Annotated in this window: 18 protein-coding genes and 2 pseudogenes; 4 read left to right on the forward strand and 16 right to left on the reverse strand. The window is 71.1% G+C overall.

All coding sequences use genetic code 11. The features are described 5' to 3' along the window. Window positions 1–218: 218 nt before the first annotated feature. From H295_RS48075 to H295_RS0129895, 7 genes and pseudogenes are all read right to left on the reverse strand, one after another. A pseudogene (locus H295_RS48075) lies at window positions 219–293 on the reverse strand (phosphotransferase); the annotation flags it as partial. A gap of 177 nt (window positions 294–470) precedes the next feature. Beyond that, window positions 471–2,780, reverse strand: a complete 2,310-nt coding sequence (locus H295_RS0129870; protein WP_020139018.1) for a xanthine dehydrogenase family protein molybdopterin-binding subunit — start codon at window positions 2,778–2,780, stop codon at window positions 471–473. Then, window positions 2,777–4,543: a 2Fe-2S iron-sulfur cluster-binding protein gene (locus tag H295_RS0129875; RefSeq protein ID WP_020139019.1), complete on the reverse strand. Its 1,767-nt coding sequence runs from the start codon at window positions 4,541–4,543 to the stop codon at window positions 2,777–2,779. The genes H295_RS0129870 and H295_RS0129875 overlap by 4 nt, the downstream gene beginning before the upstream one ends. Beyond that, window positions 4,540–5,433, reverse strand: a complete 894-nt coding sequence (locus H295_RS0129880) for an FAD binding domain-containing protein (RefSeq protein WP_020139020.1) — start codon at window positions 5,431–5,433, stop codon at window positions 4,540–4,542. The genes H295_RS0129875 and H295_RS0129880 overlap by 4 nt, the downstream gene beginning before the upstream one ends. A 236-nt stretch (window positions 5,434–5,669) precedes the next feature. Then, on the reverse strand, window positions 5,670–7,301 hold the full coding sequence (locus H295_RS0129885; RefSeq protein ID WP_020139021.1) for a beta-N-acetylhexosaminidase: 1,632 nt from the start codon (window positions 7,299–7,301) through the stop codon (window positions 5,670–5,672). Window positions 7,302–7,837: 536 nt separating this feature from the next. Further along, on the reverse strand, window positions 7,838–8,113 hold the full coding sequence (locus H295_RS0129890; RefSeq protein ID WP_028809870.1) for a DUF3039 domain-containing protein: 276 nt from the start codon (window positions 8,111–8,113) through the stop codon (window positions 7,838–7,840). Window positions 8,114–8,142: 29 nt separating this feature from the next. Beyond that, entirely contained in the window at window positions 8,143–8,715 is a 573-nt protein-coding gene (locus tag H295_RS0129895; RefSeq protein WP_020139023.1) for a YqgE/AlgH family protein, read from the reverse strand. A 253-nt stretch (window positions 8,716–8,968) separates the two neighbouring features. On the opposite strand from H295_RS0129895, the gene murA reads away from it, so the two are divergent. Then, entirely contained in the window at window positions 8,969–10,315 is a 1,347-nt protein-coding gene (murA, locus tag H295_RS0129900) for a UDP-N-acetylglucosamine 1-carboxyvinyltransferase (protein WP_020139024.1), read from the forward strand. A gap of 170 nt (window positions 10,316–10,485) precedes the next feature. Here the strand turns inward: murA and H295_RS0129905 are convergent, their stop codons facing one another. From H295_RS0129905 to H295_RS0129945, 9 genes are all read right to left on the reverse strand, one after another. Then, window positions 10,486–10,767: an HU family DNA-binding protein gene (locus H295_RS0129905; RefSeq protein WP_007382399.1), complete on the reverse strand. Its 282-nt coding sequence runs from the start codon at window positions 10,765–10,767 to the stop codon at window positions 10,486–10,488. A 349-nt stretch (window positions 10,768–11,116) separates the two neighbouring features. After that, a complete protein-coding gene (locus tag H295_RS0129910) occupies window positions 11,117–12,532 on the reverse strand; it encodes an NAD-dependent malic enzyme (protein ID WP_020139025.1) in 1,416 nt (471 codons plus the stop codon). 301 nt (window positions 12,533–12,833) lie between these two features. Continuing rightward, the gene (locus tag H295_RS0129915; RefSeq protein ID WP_020139026.1) at window positions 12,834–15,257 is read right to left on the reverse strand and encodes a HelD family protein; all 2,424 of its coding nucleotides are present in this window, start codon (window positions 15,255–15,257) and stop codon (window positions 12,834–12,836) included. Between the two features lie 63 nt (window positions 15,258–15,320). Continuing rightward, entirely contained in the window at window positions 15,321–16,151 is an 831-nt protein-coding gene (locus H295_RS0129920) for an anti-sigma factor family protein (RefSeq protein WP_106960973.1), read from the reverse strand. Beyond that, window positions 16,151–16,672 (reverse strand): sigma-70 family RNA polymerase sigma factor, encoded by a 522-nt coding sequence (locus H295_RS0129925; protein WP_010039908.1) that lies wholly within the window; start codon window positions 16,670–16,672, stop codon window positions 16,151–16,153. The genes H295_RS0129920 and H295_RS0129925 overlap by 1 nt, the downstream gene beginning before the upstream one ends. A gap of 319 nt (window positions 16,673–16,991) precedes the next feature. Then, window positions 16,992–17,576: a CGNR zinc finger domain-containing protein gene (locus H295_RS0129930; protein ID WP_020139028.1), complete on the reverse strand. Its 585-nt coding sequence runs from the start codon at window positions 17,574–17,576 to the stop codon at window positions 16,992–16,994. A 258-nt stretch (window positions 17,577–17,834) separates the two neighbouring features. Beyond that, on the reverse strand, window positions 17,835–18,989 hold the full coding sequence (locus tag H295_RS0129935) for a uroporphyrinogen-III synthase (protein ID WP_020139029.1): 1,155 nt from the start codon (window positions 18,987–18,989) through the stop codon (window positions 17,835–17,837). A 118-nt stretch (window positions 18,990–19,107) separates the two neighbouring features. Continuing rightward, window positions 19,108–20,490, reverse strand: coding sequence for a nitrate/nitrite transporter (locus tag H295_RS0129940; protein ID WP_020139030.1), 1,383 nt, complete (start codon window positions 20,488–20,490; stop codon window positions 19,108–19,110). Between the two features lie 175 nt (window positions 20,491–20,665). Beyond that, window positions 20,666–21,010: a hypothetical protein gene (locus H295_RS0129945; protein ID WP_020139031.1), complete on the reverse strand. Its 345-nt coding sequence runs from the start codon at window positions 21,008–21,010 to the stop codon at window positions 20,666–20,668. Here H295_RS0129945 and H295_RS43685 point away from each other — a divergent pair. The 3 genes and pseudogenes from H295_RS43685 to H295_RS0129960 form a co-directional block, all read left to right on the forward strand. Next, window positions 21,008–21,738, forward strand: a pseudogene (locus H295_RS43685) (replication initiator); the annotation flags it as partial. The gene H295_RS0129945 and the pseudogene H295_RS43685 sit on opposite strands and share 3 nt — an antisense overlap. Continuing rightward, entirely contained in the window at window positions 21,738–21,962 is a 225-nt protein-coding gene (locus tag H295_RS0129955) for a helix-turn-helix domain-containing protein (protein WP_020139033.1), read from the forward strand. The pseudogene H295_RS43685 and the gene H295_RS0129955, both read left to right, overlap by 1 nt. Then, window positions 21,962–23,269, forward strand: a complete 1,308-nt coding sequence (locus H295_RS0129960) for a tyrosine-type recombinase/integrase (RefSeq protein WP_020139034.1) — start codon at window positions 21,962–21,964, stop codon at window positions 23,267–23,269. Before H295_RS0129955 ends, H295_RS0129960 begins: the two co-directional genes overlap by 1 nt. The last annotated feature ends 12 nt before the right edge of the window (window positions 23,270–23,281 follow it).

The following is a 23,281-nucleotide window of genomic DNA, read 5'->3' on the forward strand; positions in this document are numbered from 1 at the left end:
GGCGACCCGGTCGGGCCCGGCGCGCGTCCCTCACTGCCCAGAACACTACGCGCCACCACTGACAACGCCCCCGTATCAAGGAGACGTCACAGCACCCTCGCGCGTTCCCGCCCCGCGAGAACCGCCTCCGGCGTCTCGGCGGGGGTCTGTCCGGAGGTGTCCGGCCACAGCCGATCGGCGGAGTCGACGCCCACAGCGCCTCGTCCAGCGCGGGGACGGTCCCCGTGCACGTGGGCGGCCCGCGGCAACCGCTCCGCGAGCAACTGCGCGACCGTCGACTTCCCGGCCGCCATCACACCGAGGACGAGCACGACGCCTGCACGCGAACTCCGCCACGACAGAGGGCACTTGACTCACCGGAGGCGTTCGAGCACCGGACTCACCACAGGCGCACAACCACCGGACTCGCCGTACGCCCACGAGCACCGGACTCACCGCAGCCGCACAAACACCCGCACAACCAGACCGGCTCAGCGGTCCGTCACCACCGCCGCCTGCGGACGGATCGGCAGCCGGTTCACCGGGCGTCCCGTCGCGGCCCGTACGGCCGAGGCGATCGCCGCCGGAGAGGTGACCACCGGCACCGCGCTGGCCGCCTTCGCGCCGAACGGGGCGACCACGTCCCGCTCCTCGACGAGCTTGACGATCCGGATGTCCGGCGCGTCCAGAGCCGTCGGCAGCGCGTACCCGGTGAGGTCCGGGTGCCGGATCAGCCCGCGCGCGGTGCGCAGGTTCTCCGTCAGCGCTATCCCGACGCCCTGCGTGACGCCCGCCTCGATACGGGCCTCCAGCTGGGCGGGGTTGAGGATCCGGCCCACGTCCTGGGCGAGCGCCAGCTCGACCACGCGGACCGAACCGAGCTCGATGTCGACGTCGACGACCGCGCGGATCGCGCAGAACGCCATGCCCACGAAGGCGTCCCCCTGACCGGCCTCGTCCAGCGGCTCCGTGGGATGCGGACGGCACTGCGCCGTCGCCCACAGCTCCTTGCCGTCCATGGCCTCGGTGACGGTCGTCGACAGGACGCCGTCGTACGAGGTGATCTTGCCGTCGGTGATCTGGAGCAGCTCGGTGGACATGCCGAACTTGTGGGCGAGGGGCTGGAGCAGCTGGGTGCGGACCATCTTGGCCGCGCGTTCCACCGCTCCCCCGGACACCCAGGTGTGGCGGCCACGCGCACCCGCGCCCGCGGGAGGCTGGTCGGTGTCGACGGGGGCCACATGGACCTCGTCGATGCCGAGGGTCTCCTGGACGATCTGGCGGGCCAGCGTGGTGAAGCCCTGGCCGGTCTCGACGGCAGCGCAGAGCACGGTCGCGACGCCGTCCTGGACACGTACGGTCGCCGTGGAGACCTCGTCCGCGCCCTCCGCGCCGAGCATGTGCACCATGCCGAGGCCGTAGCCGACACCCCGGCGGATCGCACCGGGTTCGCCCGCGCCCTCGGGGCCGCCGGGCAGCAGCCATTCGTCCTCGGGGGTGTCCTTGGGCAGCGCGGGCAGCGGGAAGTCCCGTACGGCCTGGAGCAGTTCGGCGACCGGCGCGGGGCAGGTCACCGTCTGGCCGGTGGGGAGCACGTCCCCGGTCGCGAGTACGTTGCGCAGGCGCAGTTCCGCCGGGTCGATGCCCAGCTTCTTGGCCAGCTTGTCCATCTGGGCCTCGTAGGCCGCGCAGACCTGCATGGCGCCCTCGCCGCGGACATGGCCGGAGGGCGGGTTGTTGGTACGGACGGCCCAGCCCTCGATGAAGGCGTTCGGGACGACGTACGGCCCGCACGCGAAGCCCACGGCGGCGGCCAGGGCCTCCGAGGAGGTGTCGGCGTAGGCGCCCCCGTCGAGCAGGATCTGCGCCTCGACCTTCACCAACTTGCCCTCGGCGTCGGCGTGGTGGCGGTATCTCAGCAGGGTGGGGTGCCGGTGGACGTGGCCGAGGAAGGACTCCTCGCGCGTGGCCGTCAGCTTCACCGGGCAGCCGGTCTTGAGCGCGAGCAGGCCGAGCGGGAGCTGGAAGCCCTGGTCCTCGCGGTCGGCGGTGGCGCCGGGGACGCCGGTGACGACGACCTTGACGCGCTCGGGCTCCAGGCCGTAGCAGGCGGCGGCGGTGTCGCGGTCGGTGTGCGGGTCGGTGGAGGCGAGGTACAGCTCCACGCCGCCGTCGGGACGGGGCACGGCGAGGCCGGCCTCGGCGCCGATGGGCGCGGGATCCTGGCGGCCGATGCGGTACTGGCCCTCGACGACGATCTCGCCGGTCACCGAGGGGTCGCCGTGCTGGAGCGGGATGTGGCGGACCAGGTTGCCGTCGGGGTGCAGGGGCTCGGCCTCGAACGCCAGCTCGGGGTCGGTGACCGGGTCGAGGACCTCGTACTCGACGATGACGGCGGCCGCGGCCATGCGCGCGGTGTCGGGGTGGTCGGCGGCGACGGCCGCGATGGGCTCGCCGTGGTGGCGTACGACCTCGGAGGCGAACACCGGGCGGTCGGCCCTGCCCCGGCCGTGCACCGGGCTGCCGGGGACGTCACCGTGGGTGACGACCGCGCGGACTCCGGGCATGTCACGCGCGTGTGAGGTGTCGATGGACACGATGCGCGCGTGCGCGTGCGGGGAGCGCAGGACGGCGGCCCACAGCAGGCCCTCGGCCCACAGGTCGGCCGCGTACGGGAAGGTGCCCTCGGTCTTGGCGCGCGCGTCCGCGGGCGGCAGGGAGACGCCGAGGCCGTGCGGAATCGGCTCGGGGGCGGGTGCTGCCTCCGCGGCGGTGGTCGCGGTGGCGGCTTCGTTGCTCACGTCTGGCCTCCGTCCTGTCCCTGTCCGTACGGCTGCTCATGCGGTCCGGAGGGGCTCGGGAACCCCGGCGAGTCGAACGCCGACGCGTGGACGCCTCCGGCGCCCGGGCCCGCCTGGTGCGGAATACGTGCCTCGTCGCCGTCCGTCTCAGCCTCGGCCGCCGCGTGGGCCTCGCGCTCGGCGACGACCTCCTTGACGGCGTCGACGACACCCCGGTAGCCGGAGCAGCGGCAGAGGTTGCCGCACAGCGCCTGGCGGGTCTCCAGCTCGGTGGGCGCGGGGTTGCCCTCCAGCAGGTCGTGCACGGTCATCGCCATGCCCGGCACGCAGAACCCGCACTGCACCGCGCCGCACCGGGCGAGCGCCCGCTGCACGTCCGAGGGGCGGCCGTCCTCGGCGAGACCCTCGACGGTGCGGACCTCGCTGCCCGCGGCGGTCACGGAGGGCACCAGGCAGGAGGCCACGAGCCGTCCGTCGACCTGGACGTTGCACGCCCCGCACTCGCCCTGCGAGCAGCCGTCCTTGGCGCCCGCGAGGCCGAGCCGCTCGCGCAGCACATAGAGCAGCGACTCGCCGATCCAGGCGTCGGTGACGGGCCGGTCGACGCCGTTGACGCGCAGCACGTAGGAGGCGAGCGGGTGCTCCTCGCCGGAGGCGGCGGCCCGGTCGTCGGGGTCGCCCGCGTCGTCGTCCGCGGGCTGCTGGGCCTGCTCGTCGTCCGGGGCGGCCGGGGCGCCGGCCGGGGTGGGCTCCACACCGGCGTCGTCGGGCCCGTCAGGGGCTTCCACGGCCCCTTGAACGCCCTCGGACGGCTCGGGGGCCGCAGGGTGCTCCTCGGCGCCGGAAGTGGGCTCTGAGGCGGCTGTGGAGGCGCTGTCCGGGTACGGCTCGGCGGAGCCGTGGGGGTCCGACGGACTGTGGGGGTCCGACGGGTCGTGGGGGTCCGACGGGTCGTGGGGGTCCGACGGGTCGTGGGGGTCCGCGAGGCCGATGCCCTCGATGCCGTCGATGCCCTCGCCGTCGGTCCGCGTGCCGGCCGGGCCGCCGCCGTCGGCCGGTACCGCGTGCTCGTCGGCGACCGCCCCACCAGAACCGCCGTCGAACGCCCCGGTGCCGACGCCGTCGAACGCCCCGGCAGCGCCGCCCTCGAACGCCGCGGTGCCGCCGTCATCGAACGCATGGGCCCCGTCGTCCGCCCACGGCTGGGCCGGCGGCGTCGGCTGGGTCGCCCAGGGTGCGGCCGCGCCGCCCGGCAGGGTCGCCGGAGGGGTGCCGCCCCACTGCTCGACCAGGGACGACGTGGTGAACTCGCCCGATTCGTCCGGAAGATCGCCGCCCGCGACAGGAATCGACCACTGCCCGGTGACATCGTGGCCAGGGGCCGGAGTCGGGGCGGGGGCCGCCCCGGTGTCCTCGACGTGCCACTGCTGCGTGGTCGCCGGGTTGTACGTGAACTGCCCGGTCTGCCCCGGCGGCACGGCGTTGGCGTCCGGCCAGCCGGAGCCCTCGGCCGGCGCGCCCCACGCTCCCGGGGCGCCCGGGTCGGTGCCGTCCCCCTCGCCCGGCGCCGCCGTTATCCGCGGCGGCACATAGCCGTGCCCGGGTGCGGCGAGCGGACTGTCGGCGGAGGCCAGGAGGGCGTCGATGCCCCCTTCGGGGAGTTTCACGAAGGCGGTCGCGCCGTCGTCGTAGTCCCCCTGAGGGAGCGGGTCCCAGCGGCCGGCGGCCCGGGGTGCGCCCTCTCCGTGCTGGTCGTCGGTCACGACAGTGCCCTCCCCAGTGCTCGTCGGGCCAGCGCGGCGACAGTGCGCCGCAGGTGCAGAACGGCCGGCGGATGCTGCGGCACGGAACCGTCCGGGGCCGGTGCCGGGTCGGGGATGCAGGCCGCGGCGACGTACTCGCCGAAGGCCTCCAGGGCCTCCGGGACGAGGGCGCGGTTGTTGTCCCAGTCGATGAGCCGGGCCACCCACTGCTCGGCGTCCAGGGGGCGCAGCGGCATCGGCGCTATGGCACCGACGGCACACCTGACCCCGCGCCGGGCCGGGTCCAGGACGAGGGCGACGGAGGCCATCGCGCGGCCGGGTCCGGTACGGCCCGTGACCTTGAGGAAGACCTGCGGGGCATGCAGCAGGGGCACGCGCACGAAGCCGATGAGCTCGCCCGCGCGCAACATCTCCATGCCGGCCAGCAGGTGCGAGACCGGCATCTCGCGGCGGGCGCCGTCCGGGCCCGCGATGATCAGGGTCGCCTCCAGGGCGGCGAGCACGGGCAGCGCGTCGCCCGTAGGGGCCGCGGAGGCGATGTTGCCGCCCAGGGTGCCCGCGTTGCGGATCTGCGGCGGTCCCGCGGCGCGCGCGGCGGCGGCGAGGGCCGGGATGAGGGCGGCGAAGTCGGGGCGGCCCATGCGCGCGTGCGTGAGCCCGGCGCCGAGCAGGGCGTGCCCGTCCTGGTACTGCCAGCCGCGGATCTCGCTGATCCGGCCGAGGCCGACGAGGGCGGCGGGCCGGAGCTGTCCGGAGTTGACGGCGGCCATCAGGTCGGTGCCGCCCGCGACGGGCACGGCGGCGGGCATGGCCGTGAGGGCCGCCACCGCCTCGTCCAGCGTCGTGGGCAGCGTGACGGCCTGCGCCGCCTGCGGTGCGTGCGTGGTCAAACCGGCTACCCCTTCCCGCTGCCCCACCTGGTCCTGCCCCGTTGCTGCCGTACGGTACGTGCTGACAGGGCGGACGTGGCAACTCTGGCACATCTTCGCAACACCCGAAGACAGGGGTCCGCTAGGAGGCGTTCGGCGGCATTCGCCCACCCCAACAGGGAGATGGTCCGTTTTCGCACGGCATCACCGGCACACACCGATTGACACTCTTCGGTGACTCTTGAGGTCTTTTTCCCCTATCTGTTCGGGGGTGCCCCTTCGATGGGCCTGCCGAGCACTCCCGGCCGCTTCTGCCACGGCAGCGGACCCGCGGGCGGCCGGTAGCCGACACCCAGGGCGTCAAGTCGCTCGTAGTGGACGGCCATCCGCCGCTCGAAGTCGGCGAAGTCCCGTTCCGCCGGGGCGGGCAGGGCGCTCCAGGCCACCTCGGCGAAAGCCGCGAGCCGTGGGAACGCCTGGTAGTCCACGCGCGCGTGGTCCTCCATGACCTCGGTCCACAGGTTGGCCTGCGTACCGAGGACATGGGCGGCCTCGGCCGGCGTCAGCTGCGGTGGAACGGGCTCGAAGCGGTACACGTCCTCCAGGGTGCGGACGTAACCGATCGGCACCGGCTCGTCCTCGCCGGCGTCCTGGCGGTGGTCCAAGTAGACGTGCTGCTCGGGGCACATGACGACGTCGTGGCCCGAGCGGGCGGCGGCGATCCCGCCCGCGTAGCCGCGCCAGGAGGAGACGGCCGCGCCCGGAGCGAGCCCGCCCTCCAGGATCTCGTCCCAGCCGATGAGCCTTCTCCCGCGCGCGGTCAGCCATGTGTCGAAGTGGCCGATGAACCAGGCTTGGAGGCCGTCCTCGTCCCCGAGTCCGAGTTCCCGGATACGGGCCTGCGCGGTGGGCGACTCCTTCCACTGGTCCTTGAGGCATTCGTCGCCCCCGACATGAATGAACTCCGAGGGGAACAGCTCCAGGAGTTCCTCGAACACCCCCTCGTAGAAGCGCAGGGTGTTGTCAGTGGGGGCGAGTACGTTTGCGGAGATGCCCCAGTTGTCCAGGACCGACAGGGAGGACGTGTCGATGACATCGGTGTTGCCGAGTTCCGGGTACGCGCTGATCGCGGCCTGCGAGTGTCCGGGTACGTCGATTTCGGGGACGACGGTGATATGCCGTTCGGCGGCGTAGGCGACGATCTCGCGGATGTCGTCCTGGGTGTAGAAGCCCCCGTGCGGCTTCTCGTCCCACAGCGGTGAGGCCCGGTGGCCGATTTTGGTACGCGCCCGCCATGAGCCCACCTCGGTGAGCCGGGGGTACCTCTTGATCTCGACGCGCCAGCCCTGGTCGTCCGTCAAGTGGAAGTGGAAGACGTTGAGTTTGTGCGCGGCCATCAGATCGAGGTAGCGCAGGACCCCGTCCTTGGGCATGAAGTGCCTTGCCACGTCGAGCATGAGGCCGCGCCAGCGGAATCGCGGGGCGTCCTCGACGGTCTGGTGCTGGACGCCGTACTGGAGGTCCGGGGAGACGGGTGCGCGCCGGAAGGCGTCGGGGCCGAGGAGTTGACGGAGCGACTGGGCACCCCAGAACACGCCGGCCGGGTCCCCGCCGGTGATGTCGACACCCCGGCCGGCGGTGACCTTCAGGCGGTAGCCCTCCGGGGCGAGGGTGTCGTCGAGGCGCAGCGTCAGCGTGTTCTCGGCACCCTCCTGCCCGGGTGCCAGGGGCAGCGCCAGGGCGGCGCCGAGCGTGGCGCGCAGCCACCGCTGGGTGTTCTCGGTGCCGGGCGCGCCCCACAGGGCGGTTTCCGGCCCGAACACGAAGCCGCACCGGGTGGGTCCCTCGACGGCGCGCGGCGCGGGAATCAGTTCTGCCAGCGAAGTCACGTCAGTCCTTAACCGCTCCGCCCGGCCCGGGGACCGGGCGTCGCTGTACGAGTACGAAGAACACCAGCAGGGCATCGGCGGCGTCGACTGCGAAGTGTCGCCGATACCGGACGACTTGATGAAGAGGAAATCCCATCGGCCCGGGCGGGAGGAGCCCGGACGCGATCCGCAGCGATCGGAAACATGATCGGCAAACGGTCCGCGAGCGGAACCGGAATCACCTCACGGCGGCCCCCCGCGAAACACGATCAGCGCGTCGGAGATCACCTCGCCGCACGCCCACGACAAGGCCCGTCGGCGAAATCCCGGCCGATTCCCGGCCGAATCCCCGGCCGAAATCCCGCCACCCGCCTTCACCCGGCACCTCCGAGAGCGCGTTGCACCATACGCAATGAGTGTTTCGCTCAACGCAACAGAGACTAGGCATCACCCGGCCATGACCACAAGAGGTCTAGGCCAATCCGTGACGCAAGAAAGCCCCCGGGGCGCACCGTACGCACCCCAGGGGCCCTGTGAAGCTCAGTCGGGCGGTCGTACTACTTGTCGCCGCCCTCGTCGTCCCCGGAACCCATGGACTCGTAGATCTCCTTGCACATGGGGCACACGGGGTACTTCTTGGGATCGCGGCCGGGTACCCACACCTTGCCGCAGAGCGCCACGACGGGAGTCCCGTCCAGGGCGCTCGCCATGATCTTGTCCTTCTGGACGTAGTGGGCGAAGCGCTCGTGGTCGCCGTCGCCGTGGGAAGTCTGCGGCGTGGGCTCGACGAGGGTCCCCGTACCAGTCCCGCGCTCGGGCTCGAGAGTGCTCATACGGCCAAGGGTACTGAAGGTCACACCCATCAGTTGAGCGAAGGGTCGTCCGGGTAGGTGGCCACCATCGCGAGCTCGTTGCGCTGGCGGCGCAGCACCTCGCGCCAGAGTCTTTCCGGGGCCGGGGAGGAGACGTCGCCGGGTTCCGACTCGACGACGTACCAGGCGCCCTCCACCAGCTCGTCCTCCAGCTGGCCGGGCCCCCAGCCGGCGTATCCGGCGAAGATGCGCAGGCTGCCGAGGGCCGAGGCGAGCAGCTCGGGCGGGGCCTCCAGGTCGACCAGTCCGATCGCGCCGTGCACTCTGCGCCAGCCCAGCGGGGCCCCGTCGACAGCCCCGCCGCCGGGTATGACGGCGACCCCCAGAGCGGAGTCCAGGGAGACCGGGCCGCCCTGGAAGACGACCCCGGGCTCGCCCGCGAGGTCGGCCCAGCCCTCCAGGATGTCGCCCACGTCCACCGGGGTGGGACGGTTGAGGACGACACCGAGCGAGCCCTCCTCGTCGTGGTCGAGGAGAAGCACCACCGCGCGGTCGAAGTTCGGGTCCGCCAGGGCGGGCGTTGCCACGAGCAACCGCCCTGTGAGCGAGGACACCTCGGTCATGCCAGACATGATCCCGCATCTTCCCTTCGCGTGGGGAGGCAATGCGTGTCGGGGAGTGGATGCAGCTCAGAGCGCAACGATGCGCCGTGAGCGCACGCCAGGCGCTCGTGACCCCATGTGCCCGGCACCTAGCGGTTCGTGTTGTGACAGAGCTATGACGTGGCTGGGCGGCACTTGGGCTTACAGAAGGGGGGTGGGCGGCGATTACCCTTTCCCTTCTGGCCCCTGCCCGACTCATCGGAACGCGAGATACATGACCGTCAACGGCTCTGACGACGTACTGCTTGTCCACGGCGGAACCCCGCTGGAGGGCGAGATCCGTGTCCGCGGTGCGAAGAACCTCGTACCGAAGGCCATGGTCGCCGCCCTGCTGGGCAGCGAGCCGAGTCGACTGCGCAACGTTCCGGACATCCGTGACGTGCGGGTCGTACGCGGACTGCTGCAACTGCATGGTGTGACGGTCCGTCCGGGTGAGGAACCGGGCGAGCTGGTGATGGACCCGACGCATGTCGAGAGCGCCAACGTCGCTGACATCGATGCCCACGCGGGTTCCAGCCGGATCCCGATCCTGCTGTGCGGCCCGCTGCTGCACCGGCTCGGGCACGCGTTCATCCCCGGCCTCGGCGGCTGCGACATCGGCGGCCGGCCCATCGACTTCCACTTCGAGGTGCTGCGGCAGTTCGGCGCGACGATCGAGAAGCGCGCGGACGGGCAGTTCCTGGAGGCGCCGCGGCGGTTGCGCGGTACGAAGATCAAGCTGCCGTACCCGTCGGTGGGCGCGACCGAGCAGGTGCTGCTGACGGCCGTGCTCGCCGAGGGTGTCACCGAGCTCTCGAACGCGGCGGTGGAGCCGGAGATCGAGGACCTCATCTGCGTGCTCCAGAAGATGGGCGCCATCATCGCGATGGACACCGACCGGACGATCCGCATCACGGGTGTGGACCGGCTCGGCGGCTACAACCACCGCGCGCTGCCGGACCGTCTGGAGGCCGCCTCCTGGGCGTCCGCCGCGCTGGCGACCGAGGGCAACATCTACGTCCGTGGCGCCCAGCAGCGCTCGATGATGACGTTCCTGAACACCTACCGGAAGGTGGGCGGTGCCTTCGAGATCGACGACGAGGGCATCCGGTTCTGGCACCCCGGTGGCCAGTTGAAGTCCATCGCGCTCGAGACGGACGTGCACCCGGGCTTCCAGACGGACTGGCAGCAGCCGCTGGTGGTCGCGCTCACGCAGGCCACGGGTCTGTCGATCATCCACGAGACGGTGTACGAGTCCCGGCTCGGTTTCACCTCCGCGCTCAACCAGATGGGTGCACACATCCAGCTCTACCGCGAGTGCCTGGGCGGCTCGAACTGCCGCTTCGGCCAGCGCAACTTCCTGCACTCGGCGGTCGTCTCGGGCCCCACCAAGCTCCAGGGTGCCGACCTGGTCATCCCCGACCTCCGAGGCGGCTTCTCCTACCTGATCGCCGCCCTGGCGGCCCAGGGCACGTCCCGCGTCCACGGCATCGACCTCATCAACCGCGGCTACGAGAACTTCATGGAGAAGCTCGTGGAGCTGGGCGCGAAGGTCGAGCTCCCGGGCAAGGCACTCGGGTAACAGCAGCAGTCGTAGGAACGCCGATGGGGCGGTCACCCGGACTCGGGTGACCGCCCCATCGGCGTAATCAGGGGCGCCCCTTCAGGGGCGCGGGGAACTGCGCGACCAGCCACGGCGATCCCGTCAGCCGAAGGACGGCCCGCAGTTACCCGGCGCTCGAAGCGGAGCGCTTACTTGCCCTTGGCGGCTTCCTTCAGCTTGGAGCCCGCCGAAACCTTGACGCTGTAGCCGGCCGGGATCTGGATCGGGTCGCCGGTCTGCGGGTTGCGCGCGGTGCGAGCGGCACGGTGGGTGCGCTCGAAGGTCAGGAAGCCGGGGATGGTGACCTTCTCGTCACCCTTGGCGACGATCTCGCCGACGGTCTCGGCGAACGCGGCCAGAACGGCGTCGGCGTCCTTGCGGGTCACCTCGGCGCGGTCGGCCAGCGCGGCCACCAGCTCACTGCGGTTCATGTTGTTACTCCCGTGTTCTTCTTGCCGTTGGGGTGTGCCTCGCGGCGGTGCCGCACACGAGGCACAGCGAAGCCGATGCGCTCGCGCCCAGGGACGCATCCTGCCCCTACCTGCTGCGGGAAAGCCAATCCGGCACCCGTAGGACTCGTACGACCACCCTAGGGGGTCACACGAACAGAGGCCTGGGCGTGGCGCCACCCTAGAGGGTGGCGCGAAGCGCCCGGTTCCGCGACGCGCCGGGCCGGAGGGCCACCGTGGCGATCCTCACAGCCGAACAAACATACGACGTCCACTGTAGACGCGACGGCCCGGCACCGGGACGCGGGCCCTGGACCGTCGCCCCCGCGTCCTAGACCGTCGCCCCCGCGGCCTTCGCCGCGTCCCGCACCGCACCCGCCACCGCGCCCGCGACCTTGTCGTTGAAGACGCTCGGGATGATGTAGTTCGGGTTCAGCTCGTCCTGGGTGACGACGTCGGCGAGCGCCTTCGCGGCCGCGAGCATCATCTCGGTGTTGACGGTCCGGGACTGCGCGTCCAGCAGACCGCGGAAGACACCCGGGAAGACCAGCACGTTGTTGATCTGGTTCGGGAAGTCGGAGCGGCCGGTGGCCACGACGGCGGCCGTCTGACGGGCGATCGCCGGGTCGACCTCGGGGTCGGGATTCGCGAGCGCGAACACGATCGCGCCCTCGGCCATGGCGGCCACGTCGTCGCCGTCCAGGACGTTCGGGGCGGAGACGCCGATGAAGACGTCGGCGCCGCGCACGGCCTCCTTCAGCGTGCCCGTCAGACCCTCGGGGTTGGTGTTGTCGGCGATCCAGCGCAGCGGCGAGTCGACGGCGGCGCCCACCAGGTCCTCGCGCCCGGCGTGCACGACCCCGTGGATGTCGGCGACGACGGCGTTCTTGACGCCGGCGGCGAGCAGCAGCTTGAGGATGGCGGTGCCGGCCGCGCCGGCGCCGGACATGACGACGCGGATGTTCTCAATTGCCTTGCCGGTGACGCGAAGTGCGTTCGTCAGGGCGGCGAGGCAGACGATCGCGGTGCCGTGCTGGTCGTCGTGGAAGACGGGGATGTCGAGGGCCTCGCGGAGCCGGGCCTCGATCTCGAAGCAGCGCGGGGCGGAGATGTCCTCGAGGTTGATGCCGGCGAACCCGGGCGCGATGGCCTTGACGATCTCGACGATCTGGTCGGTGTCCTGGGTGTCCAGGCACAGCGGCCAGGCGTCGATGCCGGCGAAGCGCTTGAAGAGGGCGGCCTTGCCCTCCATGACCGGCAGGGCGGCCTTGGGGCCGATGTTGCCGAGGCCCAGCACGGCCGAGCCGTCCGTCACGACCGCAACGGAGTTCCGCTTGATGGTGAGGCGGCGGGCGTCCTCGGGGTTCTCGGCGATCGCCATGCACACGCGGGCCACGCCGGGGGTGTAGATCATGGAGAGGTCGTCGCGGTTGCGGATGGGGTGCTTGGACGCCATCTCGATCTTGCCGCCGAGGTGCATGAGGAACGTACGGTCGGAGACCTTGCCGAGGGTGACGCCCTCGATCTTGCGGAGCTCCTCGACGATCTCGTCGGCGTGCTTGGTGGAGCTGGCCGCGATCGTGACGTCGATCCGGAGCTTCTCGTGACCGGAAGCGGTGACGTCGAGGCCGGTCACCGAGCCTCCGGAGGACTCCACGGCGGTGGTGAGCTGCGATACGGCGGTTCCGCTCGCGGGCACCTCCAGCCGGACCGTCATCGAGTAGGAGACGCTGGGCGCCGTTGCCATGGCCGACTTCCTCTGCTTTCACCTGTGGTGCTGGATGCCGTCCGATGGTCGCACCTACTGCCGGGTAGGCGTTAGCCGCCCTGGATTGCGAACGTTTTGTTCATGCGGCGGGCCATGAGAAAGAGGCCCACGTCACAGGGACGTGGGCCTCTCGTCAAGTCAGTGACACCGACCCGCCATGCTCGCCTCGCGGCAAGTGGTCCCTCTGAGGGACGAAGGTTGGGCCCGGGGGCTTGGATCGGGCCGGTGTCACATCCAGGCTAACAAACGGATCCCGAAAGACCATTCCCGTAGCGCGAGTTCAATCTCTCAGCAGATCGGGCACCCCTTCGGGGTTTGGCTGGTCGCGGTCGGCAGAGACGACGGTCAGCTGCTGGGTCGCCCGGGTGAGGGCGACGTAGAGCACCCGCAGTCCGGCGGGCGACTCGTCGGCGATCTCGGCCGGGGAGACGACGACCGTGGCGTCGTACTCCAGGCCCTTGGCCTCCAGGCTGCCGAGCGCGACGACCCGGTCCCCGAGTCCGGTGAGCCAGCGGGCGGCCTCTTCGCGCCGGTTCATGGCGACGACGACGCCGACGGTTCCGTCCACGAGGCCGAGGAGACGGGCGGCCTCCTCCCGGACGGTCTCGCCGAGGGACTTCCGGACGACGGTGAAGCGCGGCTCGACGCCGGTGGACCGGACGGCCCTCGGCGACTCGGCACCCGGCATGGCGAGGGCCAGCACCTTGGCCGCGAGGTCCGCGATCTCGGAGGGGTTGCGGTAGTTCACCGTCAGCTGGAAGCGGCGGCGGGGACGGGTGCCGAGGGCTTCGTCGCGGGCCTCGGCGGCCTCGTCGGGGTCGGACCAGGAGGACTGCGCCGGGTCCCCGACGACCGTCCAGGTGGCGTGCCGGCCACGGCGGCCGACCATGCGCCACTGCATCGGCGTGAGGTCCTGGGCCTCGTCGACGATGACGTGGGCGTACTCGACCCGCTCCTGGGCGAGCCGCTCGGCCCGCTCGCGCTGCGACTCCTCCCGCACCGGCATCAGCTCCTCCAGGCCGGTGAGCTGGTCGAGCGGGTCCAGCTCGCGCCGCTTGCGCGGGCGGGCGGGGGCGCCGAGCACCGCCTGGAGCTCGTCGAGCATGGCGATGTCGTGCACCGTCAGGCCGTCGCGGCGGAGCGAGCGGGCGACCCTGCGGACCTCGCCGGGGTTGAGGATGCGGCGGGCCCAGCGGCCGAGGCGCCGCTCGTCGGCCATCGCTGCGAGGACGGCCTTCGGGGTGAGCTCCGGCCACCAGGCGTCGAGGAACTCGATGAAGCTGTCCTCGCTGGCGACGTCCTCGTCGAACGAGGACCGCAGCTCGGCGGCCAGCTCGGGATCGGTGTGCCGGCTGCCGGCCCCCGACCGCGCCCACAGCGCGTCCAGGAGCAGCTTGCGGGCCCGGGGCCGCAGCAGGTTGACGGGCGCGGTGCCGCCGAGAGCGTTGCGCCGGATCCGCTCCAGCTCGTCCACCTCCAGCTCCAGCCTCCGCCCGAACGCGACCACCCGCAGCCGCGCGGGCGGCCCGGCCTTCGGGGATACGGCGGTACCCGCACCGCCCCCGTCCCCGCCACCACCGTCCACATCACCGGCGTCACCGAAGGAGAGCTGCCCGGAGTCGGAGGACCGGACGGGGGTCCTGCCGGAACCTTCGGCGCCCAGTTCCAGCGCTCCCCGCGCCGCCTTCCGCAGCACCTTCAGCATCCGGTAGGAGCCCTTGGCGCGGGCCACGGCCGGGGAGTCGTACAGGGTGGCCTCGACGCCGTCGACCAGGGAGCCGATCGCCCGGATGGCGACCTGGCCCTCCTCGCCGAGGGAGGGCAGCACGCCCTCGGTGTAGGCGACCAGCAGGGGGGTGGGCGAGACGATGAGGATGCCACCGGAGTAGCGGCGCCGGTCCTGGTAGAGGAGGTAGGCGGCGCGGTGCAGGGCGACGGCTGTCTTGCCGGTGCCGGGTCCGCCCTCGACGTAGGTCACGGAGGCTGCGGGGGCCCGGATGACCAGGTCCTGCTCGGCCTGGATGGAGGCGACGATGTCCCGCATGGTGTGGCTGCGGGCCTGTCCGAGCGCGGCCATGAGGGCGCCGTCGCCGATGACGGGCAGTTCGTGGCCGTCGAGGAAGGCCTTGAGCTCGGGGCGCATCAGGTCGTCCTCGACGCCGAGGACCTTGCGGCCCTTGGAGCGGATGACCCGGCGGCGTACGACACGCCCGGGATCCACCGGAGTGGACCTGTAGAAGGGGGCCGCGGCGGGGGCCCGCCAGTCGATGACGAGGGGCGCGTACTCGGAGTCGAGGACCCCGATCCGGCCGATGTGCAGGGTCTCCGCGATGTCCGCGGTGTTGTCCTCGCGGACCGCGCCCTCGGCGGGTTCGACGGCGGTGTAGGCGCCGTCGGGACCCTTCTTGCCGTCCTTGCCGAGGAGCAGGTCGATGCGGCCGAAGAGGAAGTCCTCGAACTCGTTGTTGAGCCGGTTCAGGTGCACTCCGGCCCGGAAGACCTGGGCGTCCCGCTCGGCGAGCGCGCCGGGCGTGCCGACCTGGCCGCGCTTGGCCGCGTCGTTCATCAGGAACTCCGCCTCGTGGATCTTCTCCTCGAGGCGCCGGTAGACCCGGTCCAGATGTTCCTGTTCGACGCCGATCTCGCGGTCCCGAATCGAGTCCTGAACCGAGCCGACCGCGGATTGTTGAGCCTGAGCGGCCACCGGGCCCCCTTCTGACGTGCTGGGCAGCCGTCAACCGTACGCGAAGGGGGGCCCGGCGGGAAGTTACGCGTCGACCTGGACGAGCTTGTTGCCGTCGGAGTCGACGACCTCGAAGTGGTCGATCTCGTTCTGGGCCGGGGCGACCGCACCGCCGATGTAGAGCGGCTTCTTGGACTCCTCGGTCTTGCCGTTCGGGATGCCGTAGCCCCACTTGCCGACGGACCAGGTGGAGGCCGTCCAGCGCTCGCCGTTGGTGCCGACGGCGATCAGGGAGCACTTGAGCGGTCCCTTGACGCCCTTGAGCTCCAGGCCGAGGGAGGTGCCCCAGTTCTTCTGCGCCATGGCGACGGTCGCGCTGACCCCGGTCCTGGAGTCGGTCGCCGAGACCTTGTCGGGCATGGAGTTGAAGAGTTCCTGCGGGGTGGCCGCGAGGACCTGGCCCGACTTGGCCCCGCCGCCCGAGTCGCCGCCGCCGCTCACCGCGGTCGCGACGATCGGACCGCCGATGATCAGCGCGGCCGCGGCAGCGACCATGTACATGCTGCGGCGGCGCTTCTGGGCGCGGCGCTCCGCGACCTCGTCCACGAGCTTGTTGACGATGCGCGGGCTGGGCTTGGCGGAGAGCGACTCGCCGATCGCGGGGGTGCCGGAGCCCGGCAGGTCCGCGAGGGCGGCGAGCATCGGTTCCATACCGGCCAGCTCGTCGAGCTGCTGGGCGCACCATTCGCAGGTCGCGAGGTGTGCCTCGAAGGCGGTGGCCTCGGCGTCGTCGAGGATCCCGAGAGCGTAGGCGCCGACGGTCTCGTGCTCGTTCGGCACCGGAGATCCCATCATGGAACCAGACATACCCGAACCACCTGTGCCGAATCCCTGGTTACCCCCGTACACACTCATCACGCCGTCACCCCCCGCTCCTCCAGTGCGAGCTTCATCGACCGCAGGGCATAGAAGACCCGCGAACGGACGGTGCCACTGGGAATGCCCAGCGTCTCGGCCGCCTCGTTGACGGTACGCCCCTTGAAGTACGTCTCGACGAGCACCTCCCGGTGGGCCGGGGTCAGGTCGTCGAGCGCGTCCGACAGCGTCATCAGCCACAGCGCCTTGTCGATCTCGTCCTCCGCGGGGATGACCTCCAGCGGTGACGGATCGACCTCCTGCGGCCGGGCCTGCCGGCTGCGGTGTCCGTCGATGACGATGCGCCGGGCGACCGTCACCAGCCAGGGGCGTACCGATCCGGTTGCTCGATTGAGCTGTCCGGCGTTCTTCCAGGCACGGATGAGCGTCTCCTGCACCACGTCCTCGGCTCTCTGGCGGTCTCCCGCAACCAACCGGAGGACATACGCAAGGAGAGGCCCGGCGTGCTCCCTGTACAGGGCACGCATCAGCTCCTCATCAGGTTCCGAGGGCTGGGACATGCGATGTCGGGCCCTCGATCCACGTTCATTGGCCACGACAGAATCCTTGCGCACGCCCACCTCCGATGTCCGGGGGTTCCCCCAGTCGGTCGCTCGACGAGGGGTACGGACGGGAGGGGTCGGGTGTTCAAAGTGCGACGACAGTTTTCTTCTGAGTGACGTGACGAGACGGGACATGCGCGCACATTCCCGCCGCTCGATCTTCACATTTCCACCACACGGGCGGGGTCACCACTACGGCCCGTTAGGTTGAGCGAGTAAACAACATGTAATCGAAATCACTTCGACACCCCCTCCACAGAAGGGACATAACGACCAGTCAGCTGCGCGAGAGTGCCGCGCGCCGACGATGCCGGGCCACTCTTTCGCGGTTTCCGCAGACCTCACTGGAGCACCAGCGCCTCCTGCGCCCCCGAGACGTATCGAGGTACACGATGGGGCAGTTGTCCCCTTCGCACTCTCTGATCGCGGCCCGTGCGACGGGGTCCGTGAGCAGTTCCACGGCGTCCCTGGCGATGGCCCCGAGCAGGGCCGCGCAGCCCGGCGGAGCGTCCAACTCCCTTACCAGCGTGCCGTCTTCGGCGCTGACCGCGCACGGGGCCGGAGGCGCGGCCCGGGCGGCCTCGTTGACGTGGGCGAGCGCGAGGTCGTAGCCGGGTCCGGGGGTGCCCCTGATCAACCGGTCCGTCCAGCCGCGCAGTTCACGGAAGGCGACCAGCCAGGAGGGGTCCGCGTGGACCAGCGAGGTTCCCCGCGGCACCAGACCCGAGCCGACGATCCAGGCGCACAGCACCTCCGTCGAGTCGAGGCGTTCCTCGGGGTGGGTGGTCGCGAGGAGGTCGAGACAGATCCGACCGGCGTCGAACCGCAGCTCGTACGCGACCGTGGCCGTACCCAGTGCCATGTGCCTGTCACCGCCTAGAGGGGTGCCCCGGCCGGTTGGGGTCGGTGAGGTGCTTCAAGGCTGTGCCGTGCTGTTCCGGGGCTCCCTCCCACAGTGCCCTGCCGCTCTCCCCGCCGGTACCCCTCGTACCCGGACGGACCCCGGACGATCACGCAGGGGACCGCGCGCCCCGACGGTGTCCGGCCACCCGCGGGCCGCCTTCACCGGGAGCCACGGCCTTCCTTGGCCGCCGTCGCCTTCAAGGTGGGCCGCAGTCGGTTAGGCGTCGGCGTACTTCGCGTCCGCCGCCGGGTCCAGGGCCAGCCGGTAGCCCCGCTTCACCACCGTCTGGATCAGCTTCGGCGCCCCCAGGGCCGTACGGAGCCGGGCCATCGCCGTCTCCACGGCGTGCTCGTCGCGGCCCGCGCCGGGCAGCGCCCGCAGCAGGTCCGCGCGGGAGACCACCCAGCCCGGGCGCCGGGACAGCGCCCGCAGCAACGACATGCCCGCCGGCGGCACCGGCCGCAGCGTCCCGTCGACCAGCACCGCGTGCCCCCGGATCTCCACCCGGTGACCCGCGATGGGCAGCGAGCGGGCGCGCCCGGGCAGTTCCTGGCACAGCAGCTGCACCAGCGGTCCGAGCCGGAAGCGCTCGGGCGACACCGTGTCCACCCCCCGTGCCTGCAACGGCAGCGCGGTGACCGGGCCGACACAGGCCGGCAGCACGTCGTGGTGGAGCGCGGCGAGCAGTTCGGGCAGCAGGCCGCGGTCCTCGGCACGCGACAGCAGGGACGCGGCCGCGGGCGCGCTCGTGAAGGTCACCGCGTCCAGCCCGCGCGAGACGGCGGCGTCAAGGAGCCGGTCCACCGGCGCGAGGTCCTCCGGCGGCATCCACCGGTACACCGGCACCCCGACGACCTCCGCTCCCCCGGCCCGCAGCGCCTCCACGAACCCGGGCAGCGGCTCCCCGTGCAGCTGGATGGCGACGCGGCGGCCCTCGACGCCCTCTTCGAGCAGCCGGTCGAGCACCTCGGCCATGGACTCGGACGACGGCGACCAGTCCTCCGTCAGCCCGGCGGCCCGTATCGACCCCTTGACCTTGGGTCCGCGCGCGAGGAGTTCCACCCCCCGCAGCCGGTCGAGAAGCGCCTCCCCGAGCCCCCACCCCTCGGCGGCCTCGACCCAGCCCCGGAACCCGATCGCGGTGGTGGCCACGACCACGTCCGGTGCCTGGTCGATCAGGTCCTTCGTCGCCGCCAGCAGTTCGCTGTCGTCGGCGAGGGGCACGATCCGCAGGGCCGGCGCATGTACGACGACGGCCCCGCGGCGCTGGAGCAGCGCACCGAGTTCGTCCGCCCGACGCGCGGCCGTGACGCCCACGGTGAAGCCCGCGAGGGGGCCGTGCTGCTCTGCTGGCTGCTGTTCCTCGTACATGGCTCTCGTCCCGCACTCGAGTCGTAGTACCTGGCGTACCCGGTCGTTCCTACATGGCGACCGAGCCTGTCAACGGCTCGTGACAGGCTCGGTTCCGGTTCATGTCGTCGGTGTTACGTCACACCTCGGCATAGCTGAGCTGCGGCTTCGCCTCCGCGGCGGTCACGGCCTGCCCCTGGGGGGCGGTACGGCGAAGGTATACGGCCCAGGTGATCCCGAAGCAGAGGGCGTAGTAGGCGAGGAAGCTGACGAAGGCGCCGGTGCCGGAGCCGCTGCTGAGGAAGGACTGCCGGAAGGCCAGGTTGATGCCCACACCGCCCAGCGCGCCCACCGCGCCGATGAGGCCCATGGAGGCACCGGAGAGGCGCCGTCCGTAGAGCACGGCCTCCTCGCCTTCGAGGCCCTTGGCGAGGGCCTTGTTCTGGAAGATGCCCGGGATCATCTTGAAGGTCGACCCGTTGCCGAGGCCGCTGAGGACGAAGAGCACCACGAAGACGCTGACGAACAGCGGCAGGGACTTCTCCATGCTTGCGGCGATCAGGACGCCGGTGGCGGCGGCCATGGCGACGTAGTTGTAGAGGGTGATCTTCGCGCCGCCGTACTTGTCGGCGAGCCAGCCGCCGAGCGGGCGGATCAGGGAGCCGAGCAGCGGACCGATGAAGGTGAGGTAGGCGGCCTGGAGCGGCGTACGGCCGAACTGGACCTGGAGGACCTGCCCGAAGGCGAAGGCGTACCCGATGAACGAGCCGAAGGTCCCGATGTACAGGACGGACATGATCCAGGTGTGGCCGTCGCGGGCGGCGTCCTTGGCGGCGCCGGTGTCGTTCTTCACGGACGAGAGGTTGTCCATGTAGAGCGCGGCGAGGGTGGCGGCGACGAGGATGAGCGGGATGTAGATCCCGAGGAGCAGACGCGGTCCGCCGCTGGCGCCGATGATGGCGAGCGCGATCAGCTGGATGACCGGGACGCCGATGTTGCCGCCGCCGGCGTTGAGCCCGAGCGCCCAGCCCTTCTTGCGGAGCGGGAAGAAGGCGTTGATGTTGGTCATGGAGGAGGCGAAGTTGCCACCGCCGATACCGGCCAGCAGGCCCACCACCAGGAAGGTGGAGAAGGAGGTCCCCGGCTTCATCACCGCGAAGGCGGCGACGGTCGGGATGAGCAGGAGACTGGCCGAGATGATCGTCCAGTTCCGGCCGCCGAAGAGGGCGACGGCGAAGGTGTAGGGCACGCGGACCACGGCACCGACGAGGGTCACCATCGAGGTCAGCAGGAACTTGTCGGCCGGGGTCAGCCCGTACTCCGGGCCCATGAAGAGCACCAGCACGGACCACAGGGTCCAGATCGAGAACCCGATGTGCTCGGAGAGGACGGAGAAGTAGAGGTTCCGCTTGGCGACCTTCTCTCCGGTCTCCTTCCAGAAGGTCTCGTCCTCCGGATCCCACTGCTTGATCCAGCGGCCGCCCCTGTTCTGGGGTGCGGGGGCTGTACTAGGGGCTGTCATGACGCCTCCACGGTGCGACGGGCTCGGGTCCTGCTACGAGTGACTGACCCCGAAGGTAGGGAGGACGCGTTTCCTGCCTGTGTTTCACCGGGTGACCGGAAAGGAACGTTGCTCTCACCCCGGGGAGGGGCGGGATGAGAGGTCGTGGGCACGTTGTGTTACGAAACCCTCCCCGTCAGTGGTCACCGCCCTGAGAGCCGCCGTGGGCCTCGTCGTGCGCCTCGTCGTACTGCTCAAGGATCCGCAGCCCGAGATCGGACTCCCAGTCGAGGGCCCAGCGGCGCAGGTCGGTGATCTCTTGGGGGCTGAGCCCATAAGCGGCGAACTCCTCATCACTGACCCAGACGACGCTCTCCAGACGCTCGCGCAGCTCGACGAGGTCGAATTCGTCTTCGTCCCGCGCACCCAACTGCTCCAGCTCGATGACGGAGTAGTACCGGCAGGCAGCGTGCACGTCGATCACGTCCCGTGGCAGACCACGGTCACCGAGGGCGCGCACCTTCATGACGACCAGGTCCACGCCGTCATCCGACTGGACGGCCCGGACGGCACCAGCCAGCCCCCGACGCCGTACGCGCCGCCGCAGCCCGGGTCCGCGTCACGGTCGAGTCGGATGCGGTCGGGGAACTCGAACTCGCCTGGGGCGAACAGCTTGACGTACGAGAGATCGCCGCCTTTGGCGCTGATGCCGAATTCACCGACCAGGCCGTGGCCGCCTACGTGGCCAAGTACGCCACCAAGTCCGCCGACGCCTCCGGCGCCCTCGACCGCGCCCTGTTCTGCCGCCCCTGCCAGGGACGCGGCGCCACCCTCCTGCCCCACGGAACCCCGCTCCCCTGCACCGCCTGCGACGGCACCGGCCAGGCCCGCCCCCTGCCCCGCCTCGCCGTCGCCCGCCACGTGCGGCAGATGATCCGCACCTGCTGGGAACTCGGCAGGCTGCCGGAGTTCGCCGATCTCAAGCTCTGGAAGTGGGCGCACATGCTCGGCTTCCGGGGCCACTTCTCCACCAAGTCCCGCCGCTACTCCACCACCCTCGGCGCGCTGCGCGACGCCCGCCGCACCTGGCGCACCGAACAGGCCCGCGCCCACGCCAGCCTGCCCAAGCGCGGCCCGGACACCACCCTCGTCATCGGCCACTGGGCCTACCAGGGAACGGGCTATAGCCCCGGCGCCGCACTCCTCGCCGCCCACGTCTGGCACCACAGGGAGCTGGAACGGCAGTTCGCAGCCGAAGGGGGCTGCTGATGCCCCCGGCCAAGACCACCGTCCTCCGCACGGAGGTGGCACCGGCCCTGGATCTGCTCACGGTCCCCCAGGTGATGGCCCACCTCCAGCTCGGCCGCTCCGCCGTCTACGACCTGCTCCGCACCGGCCAGCTCGCGTCGATGACCCTCGGCCGCGCCCGCCGCATCCCCGCCCACGCCCTGACCGACTTCATCCGCACCCGCCTCGAACAGGAAGCCGCCTGATGACCACACCCCGCGACACCCCCACCTCCCGCCGCAGCCGTGCCAACGGCGACGGGACCGTCTACCAGCGCAAGGACGGCCGCTGGGAAGCCGCCGGATACGTCCTCGCCCCCGGCAACACCCGTCGCCGCGTCCGCGTCTACGGCACCACCCGCAAAGAGGCCCTGGCCAAGATCACCGAGAAGATCGCCGCCAGCAACCGCGGCGTCCCCGTCCCGTCCGCGCAGGGCAGCGTGGCCGCCTACCTGACGTACTGGCTGGAGAACGTCGCCGCCCACCACCTCCGCGAGAACACCCACACCCGCTACACCACCTGCGTACACCGGTACCTCATCCCCGGCCTCGGCAAGAAGAAGCTCACCAAGCTCACCGCCAAGGACGTCCGCACCTGGCTCAACCAGCTCCGGACCACCTGCCAGTGCTGCACACGCGGCATCGACGCCCGGCGCGACCAGCCCCGCTGCTGCGCCGCCGGCCAGTGCTGTCACAAGCTGCTCTCTCCGCTGACGCTCACCTACATCCACTCCGTGCTCAAGTCAGCCCTGGAGCACGCCGTCCGCGAGGAAGAGATCCCGCGCAACGTCGCCCGCAACGTACGCACCGGCACCCCACGGCCCCGACGCTTCGAGCCCCTCACCGCCGACGAAGCCCGCCAGCTCCTCGCTGCCACGCAAGGTCACCGGCTGCACGCCCTGTTCGAACTCGCCCTGCACACAGGACTCCGCAAGGGCGAACTCCTCGGCCTGCGCTGGGAAGACCTCGACCTCGACGCTGGCACCGCCGCAATCCGCCACACATTGCAGCGCACCAGTGCCGGGGGGCTCACCACGCTGCCCACCAAGACGCGGGCCTCCGAGCGCCGCATCGCTCTCCCCACCCGCTGCGTCCAGTCGCTGAAGCTCCACCACGAACAGCAGCAGCATGAGCGTGAGGAAGCAGGCGCCGCGTGGCAGTACAGCGGGCACGTGTTCACCACTGCGCAGGGCGGATCGATCGACCCGACCAATCTCACCCGCGCCTTCACCACGCTTCTCCGCAAGGCAGGCCTCCGCCGCATCCGCTTTCACGACCTCCGGCATTCCACCGCGACCCTGCTCCTGGAGCAGGGTGTCGAACTCGTCGTCATCAAGGAACTTCTCGGCCACGCCCACATCGGTGTCACCGCCACCGTCTACGCCCACGTCCGACTCCGCCTCCAACGCGACGCCATCGACACCCTCAGCACCGCGCTCAGCAGCCCGGCGACTACCGAGACGACCGCCAGCGATGGCGGCGAGCCGCCATCCTGCGCCGCCTTCGTCCGCTGACGTTGCCGTCAA

It is taken from the genome of Streptomyces sp. 351MFTsu5.1 (genome assembly GCF_000383655.1).
Classification (GTDB): domain Bacteria; phylum Actinomycetota; class Actinomycetes; order Streptomycetales; family Streptomycetaceae; genus Streptomyces; species Streptomyces griseorubiginosus.